Below are 22,062 nucleotides of genomic sequence, written 5' to 3' on the forward strand. Positions count from 1 at the left end.
CCATGAAGTTCACGCTGTCGGTTAAATCCTTCCAAGTGCCAGCCACACCGCGCACTTCTGCTTGCACGCCAAGTTTCCCTTCGCTTCCCACCTCACGCGCAACCCTTGTTACTTCTGATGCAAAGGAATTTAATTGATCCACCATTGTGTTAATGGTGTTTTTGAGTTCTAAAATTTCACCTTTGACATCAACAGTGATTTTCTTGGATAAATCGCCTGTTGCAACCGCCGTAGTAACTTCGGCAATGTTCCGCACCTGTGCCGTTAAACTTCCCGCCATGAAGTTTACGCTGTCTGTCAAGTCTTTCCAAGTGCCAGCCACACCGCGCACATCCGCTTGCACACCCAATTTACCTTCACTGCCAACCTCACGCGCAACCCTTGTTACTTCCGATGCAAAAGAACTGAGTTGATCCACCATGATATTGATGGTATTCTTGAGTTCGAGAATTTCACCTCTAACATCGACGGTGATTTTTTTAGATAAATCGCCATTTGCGATCGCAGTCGCAACTTCGGCAATATTTCGCACCTGTCCGGTGAGATTACCCGCCATTAAATTAACGTTATCAGTTAAATCTTTCCAAGTTCCCGCTACTCCCCGGACTTCTGCTTGTACGCCTAACTTCCCTTCAGTCCCTACTTCACGCGCAACTCTTGTTACTTCGGATGCAAAGGAATTAAGTTGATCCACCATTGTGTTGATGGTGTTTTTCAACTCCAGAATTTCGCCTTTGACATCCACAGTAATTTTCTTAGATAAGTCGCCATTCGCTACAGCCGTTGTCACTTCGGCAATATTCCGTACTTGTGCCGTCAAGCTTCCCGCCATAAAATTCACACTATCAGTCAGGTCTTTCCACGTCCCCGCTACCCCACGAACTTCTGCTTGACCGCCTAATTTTCCTTCTGCACCCACCTCACGGGCAACTCTTGTTACTTCCGATGCAAAGGAATTCAGTTGATCCACCATGATGTTGACGGTGTTTTTCAACTCCAGAATTTCGCCTTTCACATTCACAGTGATTTTTTTCGATAAGTCACCATTTGCGATCGCAGTAGCAACTTCAGCAATGTTGCGAACTTGTCCAGTGAGATTACCCGCCATCAAGTTAACGTTATCAGTCAAATCTTTCCAAGTGCCAGCCACACCCTGCACTTCGGCTTGAACGCCCAATTTACCCTCAGTTCCTACTTCACGGGCAACCCGCGTTACTTCCGATGCAAAAGAACCAAGCCGATCTACCATCGTGTTGACGATATTAGCAGTTTGGAGAAACTCACCTTGCAGAGGTCTGCCATCAATTTCTGTGGCGATCGTTTGCGATAAGTCACCATTGGCAACTGACCGAATTACACGAGTAGTTTCAGCTGTTGGTTGAACTAAATCTGTAATTAGAGTATTGACAGAAGTAACACAATCTGACCAAGAACCCCGAACATCTCCGAGAGAGGCGCGATCGGCAATTTTGCCTTCTTTGCCGACAACATTACCAATTCGCTGTAGTTCTGCCGCCATCCGCTCATTTTGATCGATAATATCATTGAGCGTATCAGCTATTTTACCCGCTACACCAGTATGGTCTATGGGCATCCGAGCAGAGAAGTCACCCTGTTTAACAGCATTCAGCGTTCTTAGTAGCTGATTTAAATCTAGATTATCGCTGTCTCTAGTTAACTGTTCGGTTGCCATAGCCTTATCTCTAAATAATTTCCTAAGTTTTCGTATTTAAAAAAGGTTTTCTCAAAGCAGAAAGTTGATTTTAACTCTCATTAGTGTTTTTAAGTTTTCTGGTACACGCCATAGCAACAAATCTTTGGTAATTTGATTAGCTTGGAGTACGTAGTTATTTAACTGTAGAATGTCCCTGGTAGTTACTGATACTGAGGTTTGCACCAGTAAGACGTACTCATTTTAATGATAATGGGGGAAATTAAAATTTTTCAACGGGCAAGGCAAGAGGGCTCGGTTAGGAAATGCCTCAATCTGCACGTGGTGATGCGCCCCAAGCTGTCAAAGGCATAAAATTAATGGGTGAAGCGATCGCGATTAAATAAAGATTATAATTGATGCCTTATTGTGCGCCGACTTGACTCATTACAATCTCAATTAAAATATTCTCTAAGTCGCTACTCAATAATTTCGTCATATTGATTAGTGTCGTCTTCGGGTAATTCTTTAATCTCCACCAATACATGCGCCAAAGTTTTTTCATCTAGCCATTGATGACGTTCTTTGGTATAGTCTCCTTTACCCGGACTGAAATATTGAATAAACCGAATAGTATCAGCAACTCCCAGAGAATTGATTAAGGCATCGTAGCCCTGTTTAATAATTTCATTTTGGGTTTTCATCATTACTTTCCTCGGCTTGTATTACTTCAGCCAGCCATTGAACGGGATTATTAATCAATACGTTAATTAATTGAGAGTTTTTTTGAGCTTTTTTGAAGAGTCTGTCATCTGTTGTGAGAAATACATCAGCCTGACTTCTTTCCGCGCTGGCAATGTAGGTGGCATCATAGCTGGAGAATCCTAATTTTTGAAGTTCAGCGGCTCTGTGTTCAATGAAGGTGCTATTAATAACTTTAATTTTAGCAATATCGAGTAATTTTTTGACGTTTTGTAGTCTTTCTAAATCAGGTGTTTGGTTTAATTCGGCGATTAAAGCACTGCTGTTGATAAGTTTCCAAGTCGCTGATTGACATTGACTTAGAATTGTCATAACTGCCTGTGCTTCTAAATAAATACGGGATTGCGTCTGGTCATCAAAGGGACGATTCAAACAACAAGCATCAAGATATATTTTATATTGTTTGCTCATGCTGTTTACTCATCTGAATCATATTTAAGTCGGGTTGACTCCGTGAGTAATTTCTACATCATGCCTTGTTTGAGGGCTTTATAATCCAATACGCTTGGCTTTGTGAAAAATTGCTTTGTTGAGTTAAGCAAAGCGCAACCCAATAAAGCCCCGGAAATGTTGGGTTTTGCCTTCCGCCCTCTCGAAGAAACAAACAGCCGTTCTCTTCCAAATGGCGAATCAATTCACGTCTTTTCACTATAATTTGACAGTAATCTGTTCACGGAGGACATCTTTACCGGAGAGTTGCTGCTCTGCGAGTTCCCAATTTGAGATTAGAATCAACTCTATCGCTTCCCGTAGGCTTTCTCTAGCTTCTTCCAGAGTTCTCTCTTGGACATTTGCACCAGATAACTCTTGAACGTAGCCGATATACCAGTCATCTAACTTTTCGTATACAGCAGTAAAATAACTTTCCATAATTATTAATCGTTAATCTCTTTGTTTTAAGTTTAATTTATATATTGACTTTTTGAATGAGTGTTGACAGCGTATTAAAATCTGAATACTATAGTAGGTGAATTTGTAATTAAATTACATATATATATTGCTAAGTACTAATTAGCAAACTATTAATCATTCTAGAGCATTACAACGTAAAATATTAAGCTTAAAATACTTGAGACTTGTATCAAGTTTTATGCTGAGGAAATTATTAGAGCATTAAAAGCAACTAGAGGGAAATCAAACGATTTTGATGAGATTGCAGAAAGGCAACGCATACTTAGCTATAACGCCCAATTGCTGGTTAAAGTAATACGACTCTACCTATAATAAATACAATAAAATGAAAAAATCCTCGTCTTGAGTTGGCAGCCTAGATAGCTGGTAATCCAAAAGCTTGCTTATAACTGATTGATTCAATATTAACAAGGCTATGTGAATCAGATATCGCAGATGCACAGGCGAATCATGATTTTCAGCAAAACGGTAATATGACTCATACTGAAGCTGAAGACTGGCAAATGCCAGAGTTCTAGTTTAATTATCTCAAGACACAATAACCTTAATAGCAGTTCTTGATTTTAACAGTAATGCGTTAATAAGTTTTAACGCATCTACTTTCTAAACCGTCACACCCTCTAATTCCTCATCTGTCAACTCATACAACTGACGCAACTTATCCAACTTATCATCATCAGCTTCCCAGAAACCCCGCCCATGCGCCTCCAACATTCTCCCTAAAATATTACGAAAAGCTTCAGGATTTGCTTTGCGTAATTTATCTGCCATCTCTGCATCTAACGCATAAGTATCAGCCGCTTGATCGTAAACCCAATCATCGGTAAAATCGGCAGTACCACCCCAACCAATCAACGCCGTCATCCGTTGGGAAATTTCAAACGCACCACCAGAACCTTGATTCGCCATTGCTTGCGCCCATTTGGGATTTACCAACTTAGTACGGTACTCCATTCGCAGCAAATCATCTAAATTGCGCGGTGTAGTATCTTTGGAGAAACTTTCCACAAAACTGGTTGTAACCTTCTTCCCGCCTTGTTTTTCTGCTGCCTTTTTCAAACCGCCCGTATTGGCGTAATATTCTTGAATATCAGTTAAACCATATTCTACCGAATCAATTTCTTGAACAATGCGATCGCTAGTTTTTAACAACGTATTCAACACTTCCGGTCTAGCTTGACCTTTATCTTCTCTTCCGTAGCTGAATACATTGCGACTTTGCCAAGTATTGCCTAACTCCTCACCAGATTCCCAGTTACCATCAACCACCCTATCGTTCACCAAAGAACCAAAATCACCCGCCGGATTAGAAAACAATCTCGCCGATGCATTTTCCACCCCTTGGGCTTTTAAAGCTAAAGCGTGTCTCTTAATAAAATTCTGATCTTCCGATTCATCAGCATCAGCCGCCCGTTGAAATAAATCATCCAACAATTCGATAATATTTACAAAACTATCCCGGAAAATCCCAGACAAATTGCCCAACACATCAATGCGCGGATGTCCAACCTCCGCCAAAGGCTTCAATTCATAACGAACAACTCTACCAGTTCCTTCCTTAACAGGTTCAGCCCCCACCAATTCCAACAGAATTCCTAAAGATTCACCCTTAGTTTTAATCGCATCCAATCCCCAAAGCATCACCGCCACAGTTTCAGGATATTTACCATATTCATCCAAATGCTGAGCGATAATTTTTTGAGCAATTTCCCGTCCCCGTTCATACGCCGCAGGTGAAGGCATCCGATAAGGATCTAAAGCATGAATATTCCTCCCAGTCGGTAACACACCAGCACCATCCCGCAACAAATCACCACCAGGCGCAGGCGGAATATATTCCCCATTCAATCCCCTTAACAAATTCGTTAACTCATCCGTAGATTGCATCAACAAATCCCTTATTAGTTTTTCCTCTTCTTCTCTTTCTTCGTTTATTCCTTCCTCCTCCCCAAAATATGCCTCCAAATAAGAAGCCAATTCCTCTTCATTCGGTGCTTCCCCCAACGTATGCAACCCAGAAGAAAACAACCGATTTTCTAAAACTTGTAAATATTCATATAATTCCACCAAATAATTATCAAAAGCATGACTGCTAAACATCTGCACATTTTCAGGAGTAAACGCAATTCCCAACCGTTTAGCATCTTCAAAGGGACAATCTGCATCTAAACCAGAGTCCACAATTTTTTTACAAATCCCTTCCTTCAAAACATAATTCTTTTGTGGATCTTCACGATACTCCGAAATCAAATCACGCAACGCCACCAATTCCTTATACAAACCTGCACGACCATAAGGTGGTACATTATGAGAAATTAATACACCATAACCGCGACGTTTTGCCAACATCGACTCAGAGGGATTATTCGCCGCATATATATATAGATTAGGCAAATTTCCTAACAAAATATCCGACCAAGAATAACCAGTATTACCCAACGGAGAACCAGGCAACCATTCCACCGTTCCATGCATTCCAAAATGAACTAAAGCATCAGCTTGAAACTCATTTTGCAACCATTTATAATAAGCAGCATATTGCGGATGGGGCGTTAAATCTCGTTCAAACATTAAGCGCATGGGATCACCTTGTATCCCCAAAGGTGGTTGTACACCTATCCACACATTGCCTAATTGCACACCGCCAATTTGGAATTCATCGCCATAAGTTTTAATTCCAGTTCCCGTGAGAGATTTCCATTGTTTTTCGATGCGGGAGGTTTGCAGATATCCCAGCCATTTTTCTAGGGTGCGGGTGCTAACGGACGCGGGGATATTTTTTGTATTGTCAAAAGTTTCATCTGCTTCTTTCACCCAACGAATCAATTCTTCCCCATCTTCCGGTAAATCTCCGACGGTGTAACCTTGTTCTTTGAGTGCATGGAGAAACTTCAGTAGACTACGCGGCACATTTAATAATGCAGCTGTGCCTACAGCACCATAACCAGGCGGAAACCCATATAAAATGATCGCAATCTTGCGTTCTGATGCAGGTTTTTGCCGCAAAGCCACCCAAGTTTTTACCCTACCAATTAATCGTTCCACCCGTTCGGGAACCAGATAAATATTTTCACCTACCAAACCACCAAGGGGAACAGTATCAATAGCCCCATCCAATTCTGGTAATGCGTACAACACCACACTTTGCAATCCGCCGATACCTTGGCGCGTCCACGAGGAAATATCTTGAATTAATAATGGTGCGGCAACAATATAAGGTACATTCTTGGCAGTGAGGATGCGCTTTGCTACTTCTATCTGACGGCCAGCTTCCATTGAACCAGCCGGGCCACCCACCAAAGGAAAGCCAATTGTCGAAACGATCGCATCTACTTTTACTGCTTCACTTGATAGTGAGGAAGTTTCTATATTACCTAGTTGTCGTTGCTGAATTTCATAGTCGGTTGTCATTAAATCTCGTACCGCCACGTGTCCTTCTACGCCGTTGATGAAAATGGGCAAAGGAGTTAACCCGGCTGTTTCAAAACTGCGAATTAGTTGGGGAATATAAGGTTGTTTGGTGATGACGTGTTTGCGGTAGAGGAGAATTCCGATAACTGGGGAGACGCGATTAGGGGAGACGCGATTAGGGGAGACGCGATTAGGGGAGACGCGATTAGGGGAGACGCGATGAATCGCGTCTCTACAATAGGTTTGATACCATTCTAAATATTCGCGGGGCGATTCAAAAAACCCTGGATAGTCGGGATGGAGTAATCCGATGTTGGGGGTTTCGACTAGCGGGGGAATGTCGCCAATTTTTAAACCTAAGTATTTTTCTGCCAGTGTCCAGAATAATGAAGCGACGTTTTCTGAACCGCCAGCATTCCAGTAACCATAGATAATTAACCAGTTGCGTAAGTCTTGGACTTTTTGCACTGGGACATATTTCAGTAGTTTAGGGCCAATTTTTAAGAAGCTGATGTAACCAGCAAGTTTGTCTTCTTCGCGTCCATTGCTAAATTTGTCGAGGATGAATTTAACTGGTTTGGGCATTCCTTTGGGTTTGTCGCCAATGGCAAAGTCACCCAACTTGGTTAAACTCATCAATTCCAAGGCTGACTCAAAGACTAGACGGATGGGAATTTGGGAAATGCGATCGCGTAACCACACAACCTGGTCATAATCAAATAGTAGGCTACCGAAAAACACATCAGCGCCATCAAGTGCTGTTTCTACCTCAGTGCGTTTGTTGGTAAGATCGCGATCGCTAAATACCCAAATATCCAACTCAGGACAGCGAGAGTTAGCCAAAAAGGCTGCTTTTCTGTACAAGTCAGCGTTGAATGATTCAAACCCAGCAATCAAGACGATGCGTTTCATGCCTGTAAGCTACGAAATATTTCTTTACTTAAATTTTAAACGTGCTTTCAGGCTGATTGTTAAATATCTACCCACAGAATATCTATCCACAGATTCCGGTCAGTAGTTCCTTGAAGGGGTTAGGACTTCACTATCACCACTACCTTTAGGATATTTTGATTTCAAAAAAGTTGTGATGTGTTGAGTCAAATTAAGTGCATCATTAAACTCTTTTGACTGCTGTAGCGCTTCGTATAGCAAACGAATTTCTTGGACTGACAAGTTTGTGAATGTACGCAACTCGGTAATATCTAATCTCCGATTAAACTCATTAGCAGTATGCCGCCATTGATGTAAAAGCGAAAACAACTCTCTATCTTGGCGTTCTGCAAAGACATCAGATGCGATCGCGGTTTCCGTCACTGATATAATTAATCGCGGAAAGACTATTGGTCGTCCCGGCTTATGCGAGTTGGGATTGAAGCGGCTATCAGATAGAATTACCTCATTCGATCTGCACTCATTCAATAAGGCACGCAGAAATTCTATCCTCTTTTCGTTAGCTGATGCCCATCTTTCGCCAAAAATCCCGGTAATTGTTGCTAATAATCCCAAACCTGTCAGTAGTGACTCAAAACTTCCTCCCTGAGTCCACCAGACGGCAGCTAGAATAAATCCCAGAAGTAGAGGGAAAAACGTGATAAAGGTCACTAAGTTTTTCATACTCATCTCACATCTTACCGTTTAGACCATATATCATTCGCTACAGAAGAATTATTGTTAATTCCTGAAAAGTTAGGGGCAAGTAAGATTAAATCCATACCAAATCCATTTTTTAAACGTGGTTCTAATACTGTGTGTAGCCTATCGACAAGCACCAGATTACTGTCTGATATAGTTCGATCGATGCCATTAGAAGTATATTTCCGAGTTAGATATAAACGAATCGTATCTTGGTCTTCAAAATTTATTACCGATCGGTCAGGTAACATGACCTCAATTTTATTTCCAGTTAGGTTACGATAGAGGATTTTTATTAAAATTCCTCTATCAGCTTCTACAGTACCTTCAAAAAACACGCTATTTAAGTCGATATGTAAATCAGTATTTTGCAGCAATGCACTAGTGACAAACTCTTTAAACGATCTAGTTTTTGCATATTCTTTCGCCGCATTTTGTGCTGATTCTTCGCTTAATTCCTCAGTGATCGCTACTTCTAAGAGCAGCCTATCTTCACGTCGCATTAGTTTAGAAATAGTTCGCAAAAGTTCTGTGTCTTGTTGAAAATTAGCTAATGTGTTTCCCAATAGCGAAAATAGCACAGGACTGTTATTGATAACTCTATCTAGTAGTTTTCGTAACTCGTCAACATTTCTCTCAATTGAGAAGTCAACTTGAATTGGCAACACATGGCTACCTTGCAATTGCGATCCTCTCGTTGCCCGTTGTACACCTAACCTTAACATCTCCGAACTCATATCAACTGGAAAGTAGAGGAGATCGGGATTTGCGTTAAACAATAAACTTAAAATGTGTTGGTCTTTTTCACCCGTGCCTACGCCTAAACTTACATAATGATATTTTTGATCTTTGATATTATTAGCATTAATTTGATGCCATCGATATCTAAAAGATTCTATACTCTCTTTCATCACGAGATAGAATCGATCGTTACAGGCATGATCCCAGGCGATCGTTGGGCCTATTCCCCAGTAAGAAAAACCTGACAAAATCTCTTTTCCATCGCCTGTTGCAGAAAATTCTCCTCTCAATTCCTGCGTGAGTTCTGCAAGTTTGCTAGATTGATCTTCCCCTATAAAGCAGAGAGTCCACCCTAAGCCGGGTTCATTAATGGAATTCTCCAGTAGCTTCACAAAATTTAAAGATCCCATGTTGAGCCTCGTTTCTTGAGCAGTTTATTTGATAAATCTCGCACAGGTGTCTAGAAGCGATCGCGTATTCATTAATACTGTAAAGCATTATGTGTTAAGCTGCTCAGGGTTAACAAGAAGCCAAGGTTAGAGTCTGTCAAGGGTTTACGACCTTATAAACCCAGCTTCACATCAGGGAGCGCGTTCGGTTTTGAGATTTGGGCATCTAACTAAGTACTTTTGTCATGGCTTTCCACTTTTACAAAGCGTTATTATCTAAAGAGTGGAGGCAATTACTAGATTTCAATTTATTGCGAAATTTTACTGTTTAGTCTCGATATTGATAATTTATAATAGTTGTGTTTTTGGTGACAATCTAGCTTTTAATTAGTGGATTTTACCAAATAAAATTTGCTGTTCAGGTTTGCAGAAAAACTTATTTGGTCTAATAGCGTAGTAATGCTGAAAATAATGCAGCCATTGCTAAAAAGTATTTAAATAAAGCTAGTAACCAAACTTTGTCTATATAATTATAAGAGTTTTGAACTAGTGGAAAAACAAGTAAATTGAGGATTAAATAATGAAATTCGGAATTGATAGCGGGCATAATTGTCCACCAGACACAGGAGCTAGAGGAATCAAAGTTGAGGATAATTTAACTCTAGATGTAGGTAATAGAGTTATAGCCAAGTTAAGAGCTTTAGGAAATGAAGTCGTAGTATGTAGACCAAGTAGTGCTAGTACAGTACGTGACTCCCTCTCAAAAAGATGTTCTACAGCTAATGGAAGTAAAGTAGATATTTACGTCTCGATTCATTTTAACTCCTTTAACGGGCAAGCTAATGGCACAGAAGTATTTGCAACTAGCGATACAGGTAGAAAAATCGCTAAACCTGTATTAGATGAAATCGTCAAGTTAGGATTTTTTAATCGTGGTGTTAAGAGTGGTTCCCACTTGTTTGTTCTAAAAAATACGGATATGCCTGCGATTCTTGTAGAAGGTTGCTTTGTCGATTCGCAAAAAGATATGAATCTTTTTAATCCTGAAGCAATGGCTAATGCAATTGTCAAAGGCTTAACTGGTAAAGTGGCAAGTGTTCCTGTTAACCCTGTACCAGATGAAGAAGATAATGTAGATACCACGATTCTCAGACTGCAAAAAGCCTTAAATCAACTAAAAATAACTGATAAAAATGGTAAGGCGTTAATGGAAGATGGCTTCACAGGGGCTAACACCAAATCTGCTGTAGAAAAATTTCAGACTATTGTTGGGGTTCAGTCAACTGGAATTGCTGACTCAGCTACATGGAATGCCATAAATCAAATTTTGGCAAAACGAATACTTAGACCAAACCATGCTGGTAATGCAGTTGTCAGATACTTGCAATACCGTTTAGGTGTTGATAATGATGGTGTCTACGGCCCGCAAACAGAGGTTGTAGTTAAGAACTTTCAAAAGCAAAATGGTTTAGATGCTGATGGAATTATCGGGCCTGCTAGTTGGCAGAAATTAATTGGTTAGGCTGATAAGGACTAGAGACTAGAAACTGGGGTAGTAGTAGTGCTGAGTAAAGAAGTTGGGAATCTGACTTCTTTACTCAGAACTGAAAACGGGCTAAACGCCGCGCTACTGCTAACAGAAATGTTTTGCCTAATCAATATAGTTAATTAATGTTTGTGCCCCTAACCCCACACCGATTCCGACAATACCAGCACCCGCAAGTATGGGAGTTGGATCGATACTTAATATATTCATAATATATGAACATAAAACTGAATTAATTTAACAGTTGTATATGAAAATCTATTGAGATCGTCAAGGTATCTCTACACAATAGATGATTATTATTTCATATAATCACAACTTGTCAAGCAATTAACATTTTATTCAGGCGTTAACTTTTTGTGTTGCCTTCACTGACTCTAAGCGATGCTGATAGATGATTACCTCTTCATCTATCCAATCGAGAAAAAGTTCTTGTGGAAAAGTTATTCCAGCGACAGCTAGCTGTGAAAGAGATTTACTAGCATCATCAGGGAGAAACGATCAACCTTTCGACGAAAGCTGGTAAGCGGGACAAAGTTGAAGTTGACATAGAGCATTTCTCTGGTTTTGACTGCAATAATTGCGCATAGATAGTGGGTTTATGTGTCTTTGCGTCCGCGTATATCTTCGTATTTACATCTTTCTAGCGATTTGCAGCTTATTTAGTATCAGCATTCTCACAATCCATCTGCACCACACAATTTCTTCCTTGTGCTTTTGCCTGGTAGAGTCCTTGGTCAGCAGCAGCAATTAAGATTGCAGGAGATAATTGGCTATGAGGATTGATAGTTGCCACACCAAGACTTAGGGTAATGAATTCACTGACCTGAGAATGGGGATGAGGCATTTGTAATGCACTAACATTGATCTGAATATCTTTTGCAACTGTAATAGCCCCTTCAATATCAGTATTCGGTAAAATGACTGCAAACTCTTCTCCGCCATAACGAGCAACTAAATCAGCGGGGTGTTTAACTGTCTGAGAGATTGCCTTAGCAACCTGTCTAAGTGCATCATCTCCTGCCAGATGCCCATGCGTATCGTTGTAAAGCTTAAAGTAATCGACATCACACAAAATTAAAGATAGCGAACCTTGCTCTCGTGCCAACCATTGCCACTGCGTGTTTAACGTGTCATCAAAGCAGCGTCGATTTGCCACTTGGGTTAGACCATCCGAACAGGCAAAGCGCTGTAATTCTTGGTTTGCTTGTTGTAATTGGTGGTAAAGTTCTGATTGCTGAATAGCGATCGCTGCTTGACCTGCTAACTGGTTAAACAAGTTAATTTCCGATTGCTGCCATTGTCTGGGATGACGGCATTGGTGAGCAATCAATAGTCCCCACAAACGCCCTTGCTGCAAAATGGGCACGACAAGGTTTGCCCGGATTTGCAGACTTCTGAGGAGGTCAACATGACACGGTGATAAACCCGCATTTTCAATGTCTTTGATCGCTCTGCTGTTACCTTGTTGATAGTAAGCTGCACGCGTGGATTTAAAGCAGGTATCCATGACGTGAAATCCCAAAATCGACATACACCCTTCTGTTAAGGATTCTACAGCGACTAACCCACTCCAGTCTGGCTTAAACTGATACATCACCACTCGGTCTACCTCAAACAGTTGTCGCACTTCGGCTACCGTGGTTTGCAAAATCTCGTCTAACTCCAAGGATTGGCGAATGCGTTGCGTCACAGATGCGACAATTCGCTCAGGCTCGCTTTGGTGTTGGACAACACGCTGTTCAACCTGCTGAGAATGTGTCGATGCTACAGTTAACGCAATCTGCTCAAAGTAAGGGGTTGTAGTGACAGGCACTGCACTGGGTTTACCAATCAAATAGCCTTGAGCAAAATTTGCACCTCGTTCTCGCAGCCAGTGCAGCTCTTCAATGCATTCAATTCCTTCAGCAACAGTCTGGATGTTTAACTTTTGAGTAATCTCTAGAAGCTTCTCGGTAATCAAAGCTTTGTAAAGGTCTTGATGCACATCTCGAATTAACTCCATATCCAACTTGATAAAGTCTGGACGTAACTGATGCAGCAAGTTTAGGCTGGAATAGCCAGAACCAAGGTCATCAAGAGCGACTAAAAACCCAGCATCCCGGTAGTATTTAAGCACTGTCTTCAGGTGGGTTAAATCTTGAGGATTGTCTGATTCTACAACTTCAAAAACAACGCGATCGTGGGAAATTCCGGCAGTATCAATTGCCTCTACGGTACTACGTAGGCAAAAAGCTGGGTCATAAAGTGACGTTGGTGCAAAATTGATGAAGATGTGCCCACTCACTTGATAGCGGCTGAATTGAGTGATTGTGCTGAGGCGAGCAACTTGGTCGAGTTGTGGTAGGAGTCCGGCTTCGGTTGCTAACTCCACAATTGGTGTTGGTAACACTAAATTGCCTTCTTTATCCAGTCCCCGCAAAAGCGATTCATATCCAAAAATCTGCGATGTATCGTTAATTGAGACAATTGGTTGGAAGTAACTGGTGAATCGTTCCGTTGCTAGCATTTCAACCAGCCAGTCGGATTGGTTCAACTTAATGAAGCGTTGTAATGAGGCTATGTCACTAAAATCATGGAGTTGAGGTTGGAAAGTGCCTTGAATGAAAAGGACTTGCGTTTCTTTTAATTCTCTTGGTGCAAGTAGTTTAGCTAGGTTACGGGCAATTTCTAGGGACTGTCCGGGTCTACACTCCAAACTCAAACCTGGTCGCTCCTGCATCAGTTCATAATTAAGGGCAAACTGTTGTAGGTAGGAGGTGACTTTTTTCAGGGTATGTGGAACGGGGAACCAGAGAAAGAGCCTACCTGCTTCCTTAGTCCGGCAGTGTGCAACATTACGACAAGCACAGGTTTTGGAGATAGGACATATTTGGCTCATAGCTAAGTAATTTGCTCAATCCGATTTATTCTATTATTCCCACTCTTTTTACTGTAAAAGATAAACTACACTTCAAATACATGAAGATTTGATGAGTTAAGTAAAATGAATAATTTAGCTGAGTAAGGAACTTAGCAAGATATACTAAAATTTATCCTAAAACTCCAAGTACTTGTCGATATATTGTGTGCAATAAAGCAACAAAATAAAGAGTTGGCTCAACAATTTAAGTTACGAAACAAAAGCAACATTAGCCAGATTAGAAACAACTATTAACGAAATTAATGTAGAGTGAATATGCTTGTTTTAAGAAGAAATCTATCCTCAAAAACAACACAATTTTTGAAAAAAGTTAATAATATATCTTTTATTACAAAGGATATTTGAAGTTGCAAAATCTTGTATAGCAAGGGACTATCCCTTGCTATACAGATCAAAAAAAAAGCAATTAAAATGCAATACGCTTTACGCAATTTATACACTGCAACTGAACACTCAGACATTCCCACTTCTACCAATTAGAGTTGCAATTGCCTTGACTAACTCATCTGGTTCGACGGGTTTGGAGAGATGCTTTTGAAAACCTGATTCAAGTGCTTGTTGCTGATTGATTTCTCCGGCATAAGCAGTTAAAGCGATCGCTGGAATTTGTTTAGCTTGGTTTGCCTGCAATCCTTTAACTTGGCGCATCAACATATAGCCATCTGTCTCTGGCATCCCAATATCACTAAGGAGCATATCTAGTTCTGACTCTGCCAAAACTTGCAGTGCTTCTTTTGCTGATGTCACTGCTGTCACCATTGCTCCAGCCTGTTCTAGTACAAATGTGTGGAAGTCACGGGTATCATCGTCATCATCTACAACTAAGATTTGGATGCCTGCAAGGATTTCAGTCCCAGGAGAAGGATTTAATGCAGCAATATCTATGTGTTGTTTTGGGGTTAAATCTTTTTTAATTAGCGGTAGCTTGACTCTAAAAGTAGCTCCTTGCTCTTCACCTAAACTTTCTGCCCAAATCGTGCCGCCATGTAATTCTACCAAATGACGAACAATTGCTAACCCTAACCCCAAGCCACCAAATTTTCGGGTTATTGTACTATCAGCCTGACGAAAATATTCAAACACATAAGGCAGAAAGTCAGGGCTGATTCCCTTACCTGTGTCACTAACGGTAATCTGAGCTTGAGTGTCAACGCGCCGTAATTGAATATTAATTTTTCCTCCTTCAGGAGTGAATTTAACGGCATTCGATAAGAGATTCCAGATAACTTGTTGTAAACGACTGGAATCACCCAAAACTTCTCCAAAAGAAGCATCTAGTATCGTTTGAATTTGAATATTTTTAGCTTCTGCTGCCAAACGCACTGTTTCCAATCCCCCCTCAATCACAAATATTAGGTTGACAGGCAACATCTTCAGGTTGAGCTTACCTTGTAAGATCCGAGAGACATCGAGCAAATCTTCAATTAGTTGAGCTTGTAATTTAGCATTCCGCTCGATAGTTGCGATCGCTTTCTTCAGCGCTGTTGGTTCAAACTCACGAGTCTGCAAGAGTCTCGCCCAACCAAGAATCGGATTGAGAGGCGATCGCAATTCATGGGAAAGCACCGCCAAAAACTCATCTTTAATCCGGTTGGCTTTTTCAGCTTCAGTTCTAGCAGCTTGCTCAAGTTCCAAGAGGCGATCGCGTTCGGCTTCTGCGACTTTGCGTTCGGTAATGTCAATTACTGAGCCGATGTAACCTTTAAACTGACCGTCCACCCCAAACCACGGATTAGCCGCATCGATGCAAGAGCGATATTTGCCATCTTTGCGCCGCAAGCGGTACTCCAAACGGAAGGCCGAGTAACTTTTATTAGCTTCCAGAAAAACATTCCTGGTGTCATTGCTGTCCTCTGGATGCACAGCATTTAACCAGCCAAATCCCAAACCCATTTCCTCGCTCTGACCTGTAAAATCGTACCAGCTTTGACTGAGATAAGTGCAGTAACCATTGGTGTCTGTTACCCAAACCATGAAGGGGGCATTGTCAGCCATGTTGCGGAACTTTTCTTCGCTTTCTTGAAGTTCTTTTTCTGCTTGTTTGCGATCGCTGATGTCTGTAACAAAAATGCTTACTCCTTCTGCAAAGGGGTAGATGCGATTCTCAAACCAGCGCTGCCAAGCTGGATAAAAGTATTCAAATTGAACAACGGTGTGTTGTGCAATCGCCCGACGAACCTCAGTATCAAACTCGCTGTTAACTACATCTGGAAACACTTCCCAAACAATCTTACCTAGCAACTCTTCCTTAGGGATGCCAACAACTTCTGCTACCCGTTCATTAACAAAGGTATAACGCCAATCTCGATCCAACACAAAGAACTGGTCTTGAATGCCAGCGATGACAGTCTCTAGGTGTGCTTTGGCGACCTCAGCTTCAATTCGCAACCCTTGCTCGCGTTCCATTGCCTCTTGGCGGAGACGAGCCATTTTTAGGGCTGCCTCTACCCGCGCCAACAATTCACGGGCAGAGAAAGGTTTAATCAGATAATCATCGGCTCCCGCTTCTAACCCTTCCACCCGTGCCTCTTCCCCCGCCCGTGCCGACAACAGAATAATTGGAACTTTTTGCGTCTGCGGATCGGCTCGTAATGCTTGCAGCAGTCCAAAGCCATCTAATCCAGGCATCATAACATCTGTCAGTACCAAATCTGGGACACGTCCACGAGCAGAATCTAAAGCAGCTAAACCGTCCGGCACTGATTCCACTTCATACTGCTGACTTAATAGCCGGTTGACATAATCGCGCATATCTGCGTTGTCATCAGCTAAGAGAATCCGAGCAGAGGGTGCAGAGGGGCACAGAGGCAGAAGGGAAAATACTTGCTTCTCCCCTGCTCCCCTGCTCCCCTGCTCCCCTGCTCCTTGTGGTAGCCACCGCATGGCTTCTTCTAGATAAGGTGTTGCCCCTAATGCGGTTGAAGCTAAAGTTCGCGAGGCACTAATCCGGTCTGGAGGCAAATGAGCATATCCTGTTGGAATTGACACAGTAAAGCAACTGCCTACTCCGAGAAGACTGGTAACATCAACTCTTCCACCATGCATTTGCACCAATTCTTGCACCAGTGACAATCCAATTCCCGACCCTTCAAAAGTGCGTCCTTGCGCTCCTTTGACGCGGTGGAATCGTTCAAAAAGGTGGGGGATTTCTGCTGCTGGGATACCGATGCCTGTGTCTTGAACTGCAAACTCAATATGGTCATTTGACCACTGCAAACTAACCGTAATTTCTCCAACCATTGTGAACTTGAAGGCATTCGAGAGCAGATTAAGAACAATCTTTTCCCACATCTCTCGATCTACATATACTGGTTCTGGCAGGGAAGGACAATTAACTAATAACTGCATCTCTGCCCGTTCTATCGCTGAACGAAATACACTAGCTAGTTCTGCGGTGAAGGTGGCCAGGTTGGTGGGTTCATAAGATGCTTCAACCCTTCCGGCTTCAATGCGTGAAAAATCTAGTAAGCTGTTGACCAGTTTCAGCAACCGAAGTCCGTTGCGTTGCACCATTTCTAGCTGATCTCGTTCTTTGGCTGGAAGCAGAGTAGCACAAGTGGTTAAGGTGTCCTCTAATGGCCCCAACATCAGAGTAAGTGGGGTACGGAACTCGTGGCTGACGTTGCTGAAAAAGACGGTTTTCGCGCGATCGATTTCTGCTAAGGCTTCAGCGCGTTTGCGTTCTTCCTCGTAAGCTTGGGCGTTAGCGATGCTGGCTGCAATTTGAGCCGCAACTAAATCAATAAATCCTTGATAATTGTCGTCGAATAGCCTGAAGGGGTTCAAACCAGCGATTAATATACCAGCTTTTCCGGTTTGCCCGGATGGGGCGATGGGTACTGCGATCGCTTGATGGGGCGATCGCTGCCAAACACCACAGGGTAGACTACTAAAAGACACTTCCAAATCGGAAATCAGTTTGGCTTGATGCGTTCTGATAACTTCCGCAAAGGGCCAAACCCCATCAGCATCGAGAGCCACTGTTTCTGGAACTGCTACATGATTTTGCCCAATGCCGCAGGTTCCAGCCAGAAAAACTTTCTGCTGATCTGGATCGACCAGATAAATCATGGCGAAAGGGAGATCGTAAGGGTTGCTCTCCAGACAACTCGCACTCAGCGTACAGGCTTGATCGAATGTCCGCGCGTCTGCTGTCCTCGCCGCTAGTTCGCGCAAAAGTGCCAACTGACGCTCACTGATAATCCGCTGCGTGTCCTCTATGTTGGCGCAGATGATCCCACCTGTGTCGCCCTGGTCATTAGGAACTGGGCTATATGAAAAAGTATAATAGGTTTCCTCTGGGTAGCCGTTGCGCTCCATAATTAGCAGCAGGGCTTCGTCGTAAGTGCCCTCATTTTTCAGCATCGCTGATTCGGCTCGAGGCCCAACCTGATCCCATATTTCCCGCCACACGTATGAAGCTGGTTGCCCAAGTGCTTCTGGATGTTTGCCGCCAACAATAGGCTTGTAGGCGTCATTGTAAAGGTTAATCAGTTCCTCGCCCCACCAAACAAACATGGGTTGACGACAAGTTAGCATAATCCGCACGGCAGTCTTCAAACTCTGTGGCCACTGCTGTGTTGGCCCAAGGGACGTTTTTGACCAATCGTATTCTCGCATCCTCGCACCCATTTCACCTCCACCGATAAGGAAATTTACGTCGGCGTTGCTTGCTAACGTTGACTCGTTCTTCATTAATTCCTCTCGATTGGTCATGTGTTGGTTACAGGCTACATCGGTGGTTGTCTGTTAGGAAAAATCCTCTATAAATTAGACCTTTACGTTTCTAAACATTCATTTTAGAGGATATTCAAAGGCATATACAGCGTGAGATCCCAATGCTGTGACTTTTCAAAGCATTGAAATTGCCTTTTCGGGGCAAGTTTCTATTTTTGCTATTTTTATTGTCTCCTTTATATCATCGATATTTCAAGCTACCAAGGGCGATTCTGATTAGACTATTTTCTGGAAGTCACTACCCACAAGTGTTTGGTACGCTGTAGGTCAAAATAATTCGTAATTCGTAATTATTTGGTCAAGCAAACGGGTTTTAATGGGTCGCGCTATAATTCCCCTCCTTATGAAACTTTGAAGGAAGGAAATTATAGCATTCTAAGTATTTAAATCGTTTCTGTAAACATACTGGTTCGGGCAAACTCTTCTTCTTCAGGGGTGAAGAGTGGAGGTTTATCTACAAGGCTAGGTTCAAAGTAGTATGTTTCTTGCAGAAACTGTCCGCTAATGACAGCTTCCTCTAAATCTTTGATGTGATTCTGTGCAACTATACACGCTTCCTTGAGATTGTTTGTATCGCCCTTCTCTAGCAGCTTTGGGAATTCTGTTTTTACCCCTGTCAGCCGTGCCAATGGCTTGAGAATTCCATAGATGTTGTAGATGCGAGCAGTTTCTATGCTGGTGTATTTGAGTGCATTGGCTCTTGCTAACTCAGAGTCAAGGCTGGGCCAAAAACGGGTGGTGTAGAACGCTTTCTCATCTTTGTGATACCATTCTTCCGATCGCGCAATGGAGGAGGAAACGGTGTTATGCAGTTTCCAGAAAAATAACCGCAAGGAGGAACCATCTACGACGGTGGATAATTTTGCCTCTAGTGACACCTCAAAGTCAGTCAGGTTGGGATCGCGCCCAAGCACCAGGTATTCTACAGGATACATATCCACTTCCTTATTTTGGACAACGTACATATTCAGGTGGTGGCGGCAGTAAGGACAGGGATACATTGTGGCAAACAGTTGGAAGAAATCTTTGAAGATTGTTACTGCGGCTTTTTGCTGTACATCGGTTTTGGTAGACACAATCTCAGCTGTAGTATGGAAAAAGCGCCACACTGCCGGGCCAATGTAGTAGGGAAAGCTGACTCGCATTTGGGAATCCTTCACCTCAGTCCGATCGAGATAGACATCAATGAATGCTACATACTGCGATAGCGCACCTGATTCTCGCCCGAACTCTAGGCGTTCGCGGCGTTTCTGCACTCCATTCAGGTAATGATGGGTTAACCGCCATGCTTGTTTGAGTATCAATTTCTGTTTGGGAGTGCAATCGGGAAAATTTTCGGCAACATCCGCCCCGTAGCGGTTAAATTCTCCTGAGTTTTTTGTACGCTGATACCATTCATCCAAAGCCGTCTCGTCGGGTACGGTGTTACTTTGGATATCTGCTGTGGTAGAAACGCTAAACGCTGCCAACAACTTCGGCATAAAGTCCTCATACCAGTATGCTACTGGCATGATTGCACCATCTATTTCCTCGGTTGCTTGCGAGAGGATGACGCGGTTCCACTTGTTCAAATAGTCTTTTGGATTTGCCTGAGATTTAGTTGGTGGTGGAGCCATTTCTTCGTTCAGTTCTATTCCCCTGAGACGATTGAGTTCGTTAATGGCCAGCACACCTTCGACGATATCACCCAAACTGAGACTTTTCTTTTTGATCGTAATTGCAAACTCGACTCCAGCAGCAAACTTTTCTTTGACATTGGCGAATTTACTCCGCGCCTCTAAAATTGCTTGCTGCTCTGCCAACATTTCTGGTGTCTTTGCCACTGTTTGCCAGTTTTTGATGCGCTCCTGCAATCGGGCATATTCATTGGCAACCGATTTAACCACTGCATCTAAGACGGGGTAGCAATCCTCAGATACTATATTTAATGCTTTATACAGTGCGATCGCTTGTTTGACAAACTCCACAAAATCAGTAATTCTATATGGCAAGTTTTTCACTCGCAAGTGAGTTTCGTGATTTGCGGAGAAACTCTCACGAAAACTGCGGTAGGCTGCTCCTTGAATTAAACGAAACAGACCAATCTGCATTTGTAAGGGAGACGTACCGCTTTTTTTCTGATTCGGTGAGTTTGGGTGTTGTACTAACTGTTCTCTTAATTGTGCTAACTCTGGAGTTGTTGCTTCTTGTATCGGTTGGGTAGTAGCTGCTGCTGTCTGATTGGAAGTAGCAACTGTCTTGAGCGAACTATTAAGGGAAATCGGTGAGTCTTGATAGCCCGTTTTGCTCTCTGACTCTTCCGGTACTAGCTGACAGAATTCATCAAATTCAATTGAGCCATCGCCATCATGATCTACTTCCTGCAACATCTCATTCAACTCAGCGTCTGTCAGCCCAAACTGACTCATGACTGTCCGCAACTCGACGGCAGTAATTTGACCGCTACCGTCCTCATCAAAGGCGCTGAAAGCTAACTTCAGGCGGCTTTGGCGATCGCCTACTTTTGCGATCATTAGCGTTTTAAATTCTTTAAAGTCGATAGTGCCTGATAAGTCAACGTCAATCTCCTTGATCAAGTCACGCAGCCCCGCTTCCGTAGGATTTTGCCCTAGCGATCGCATTACCTCCCCCAGTTCCTCGGTTGAGATCGCTCCGTTGCCGTCTACGTCTAATACCTTGAAAGCTTGCCACAATTTTTCTATTTCTTGTTCATCAATCATGGTTTTGTTCCAATACTATATATGTCACTAATAAATTTATTACCATGTTTTCTAACAGCTATTTCAATGCTGCGTAGTTATATTTAAGTAAAGAACAAGTATCAGAAACAGCTGAAATTCGTTTCAAAGATATTTATAGTTGCCTTGTAAATTTGTCAGCTGCTTATTGTTGCAATAAATACAGCTTTACGGGTTTAATTGCAAATGCTCCTAGATAAACTAAGTAAGTCAGCGAGAATAAATCAAACTATATTAAGTAATATAAAAAATTTGAAGATTATTTTATGGTATGTGTTTCAGCCCTCATTTGTTCGCGTAGCATCTCGAAAAGAGGATTAAAATCATCACTACAAACCTTTAATTATTTACGCTGCTATACTTATCAAAAGTTTTCTATCTCCCCTTATAAAACTCCTTTGCCTTATTTCCAGTGTTGGAAATAGGGCAAATTTCTATTTTGCTGAACACTCCATGCATGATCCCATTGACAAAAATTAGGTCTATCGACAAATTTCAAAGGTTCATCCACAAAGCTCAAACCTTCATCCACAAAGCTCAAAGGTTCATCCACAAAGCTCAAACCTTCATCCACAAAGCTCAAAGGTTCATCCACAAAGCTCAAACGGTCATCCACAAAG

At 42.3% G+C, this 22,062-nt stretch carries 12 protein-coding genes and 1 pseudogene; 1 reads left to right on the forward strand and 12 read right to left on the reverse strand.

Features of this window, described 5'->3' with window-relative positions:
• The 7 genes from ACFE93_RS23710 to ACFE93_RS23740 form a co-directional block, all read right to left on the reverse strand.
• Positions 1 to 1,693, reverse strand: a 1,693-nt coding sequence (locus ACFE93_RS23710) for a HAMP domain-containing protein (protein ID WP_375476834.1), incomplete at its 3' end; no start/stop codon positions are given.
• Between the two features lie 437 nt (positions 1,694 to 2,130).
• Positions 2,131 to 2,355 (reverse strand): hypothetical protein, encoded by a 225-nt coding sequence (locus tag ACFE93_RS23715; RefSeq protein WP_375476873.1) that lies wholly within the window; start codon positions 2,353 to 2,355, stop codon positions 2,131 to 2,133.
• Entirely contained in the window at positions 2,339 to 2,824 is a 486-nt protein-coding gene (locus ACFE93_RS23720) for a PIN domain-containing protein (protein ID WP_375476836.1), read from the reverse strand. Before ACFE93_RS23720 ends, ACFE93_RS23715 begins: the two co-directional genes overlap by 17 nt.
• A gap of 237 nt (positions 2,825 to 3,061) precedes the next feature.
• On the reverse strand, positions 3,062 to 3,283 hold the full coding sequence (locus ACFE93_RS23725; RefSeq protein WP_375476838.1) for a type II toxin-antitoxin system HicB family antitoxin: 222 nt from the start codon (positions 3,281 to 3,283) through the stop codon (positions 3,062 to 3,064).
• Positions 3,284 to 3,928: 645 nt separating this feature from the next.
• Positions 3,929 to 7,648, reverse strand: a complete 3,720-nt coding sequence (bchH, locus tag ACFE93_RS23730; protein ID WP_375476840.1) for a magnesium chelatase subunit H — start codon at positions 7,646 to 7,648, stop codon at positions 3,929 to 3,931.
• Positions 7,649 to 7,747: 99 nt separating this feature from the next.
• Positions 7,748 to 8,350 (reverse strand): hypothetical protein, encoded by a 603-nt coding sequence (locus ACFE93_RS23735; RefSeq protein WP_375476842.1) that lies wholly within the window; start codon positions 8,348 to 8,350, stop codon positions 7,748 to 7,750.
• Between the two features lie 14 nt (positions 8,351 to 8,364).
• Positions 8,365 to 9,519, reverse strand: coding sequence for an L-histidine N(alpha)-methyltransferase (locus ACFE93_RS23740; protein WP_375476844.1), 1,155 nt, complete (start codon positions 9,517 to 9,519; stop codon positions 8,365 to 8,367).
• A gap of 559 nt (positions 9,520 to 10,078) precedes the next feature.
• On the opposite strand from ACFE93_RS23740, the gene ACFE93_RS23745 reads away from it, so the two are divergent.
• The gene (locus ACFE93_RS23745) at positions 10,079 to 11,020 is read left to right on the forward strand and encodes an N-acetylmuramoyl-L-alanine amidase (RefSeq protein ID WP_375476846.1); all 942 of its coding nucleotides are present in this window, start codon (positions 10,079 to 10,081) and stop codon (positions 11,018 to 11,020) included.
• A 129-nt stretch (positions 11,021 to 11,149) separates the two neighbouring features.
• Here ACFE93_RS23745 and ACFE93_RS23750 read toward each other — a convergent pair whose 3' ends face one another.
• From ACFE93_RS23750 to ACFE93_RS23770, 5 genes and pseudogenes are all read right to left on the reverse strand, one after another.
• Complete coding sequence (locus ACFE93_RS23750) at positions 11,150 to 11,254, reverse strand: hypothetical protein (RefSeq protein WP_375476848.1); 105 nt, start codon at positions 11,252 to 11,254, stop codon at positions 11,150 to 11,152.
• Positions 11,255 to 11,702: 448 nt separating this feature from the next.
• Positions 11,703 to 13,925: an EAL domain-containing protein gene (locus tag ACFE93_RS23755; protein ID WP_375476850.1), complete on the reverse strand. Its 2,223-nt coding sequence runs from the start codon at positions 13,923 to 13,925 to the stop codon at positions 11,703 to 11,705.
• A 495-nt stretch (positions 13,926 to 14,420) separates the two neighbouring features.
• Positions 14,421 to 18,662: an ATP-binding protein gene (locus ACFE93_RS23760; protein WP_375476851.1), complete on the reverse strand. Its 4,242-nt coding sequence runs from the start codon at positions 18,660 to 18,662 to the stop codon at positions 14,421 to 14,423.
• Positions 18,663 to 19,087: 425 nt separating this feature from the next.
• Positions 19,088 to 21,424: an EF-hand domain-containing protein gene (locus tag ACFE93_RS23765; protein ID WP_375476853.1), complete on the reverse strand. Its 2,337-nt coding sequence runs from the start codon at positions 21,422 to 21,424 to the stop codon at positions 19,088 to 19,090.
• A gap of 421 nt (positions 21,425 to 21,845) precedes the next feature.
• A pseudogene (locus ACFE93_RS23770) lies at positions 21,846 to 22,062 on the reverse strand (hypothetical protein); the annotation flags it as partial.

This window comes from uncultured Nostoc sp., from assembly GCF_964247315.1.
GTDB lineage: Bacteria > Cyanobacteriota > Cyanobacteriia > Cyanobacteriales > Nostocaceae > Nostoc.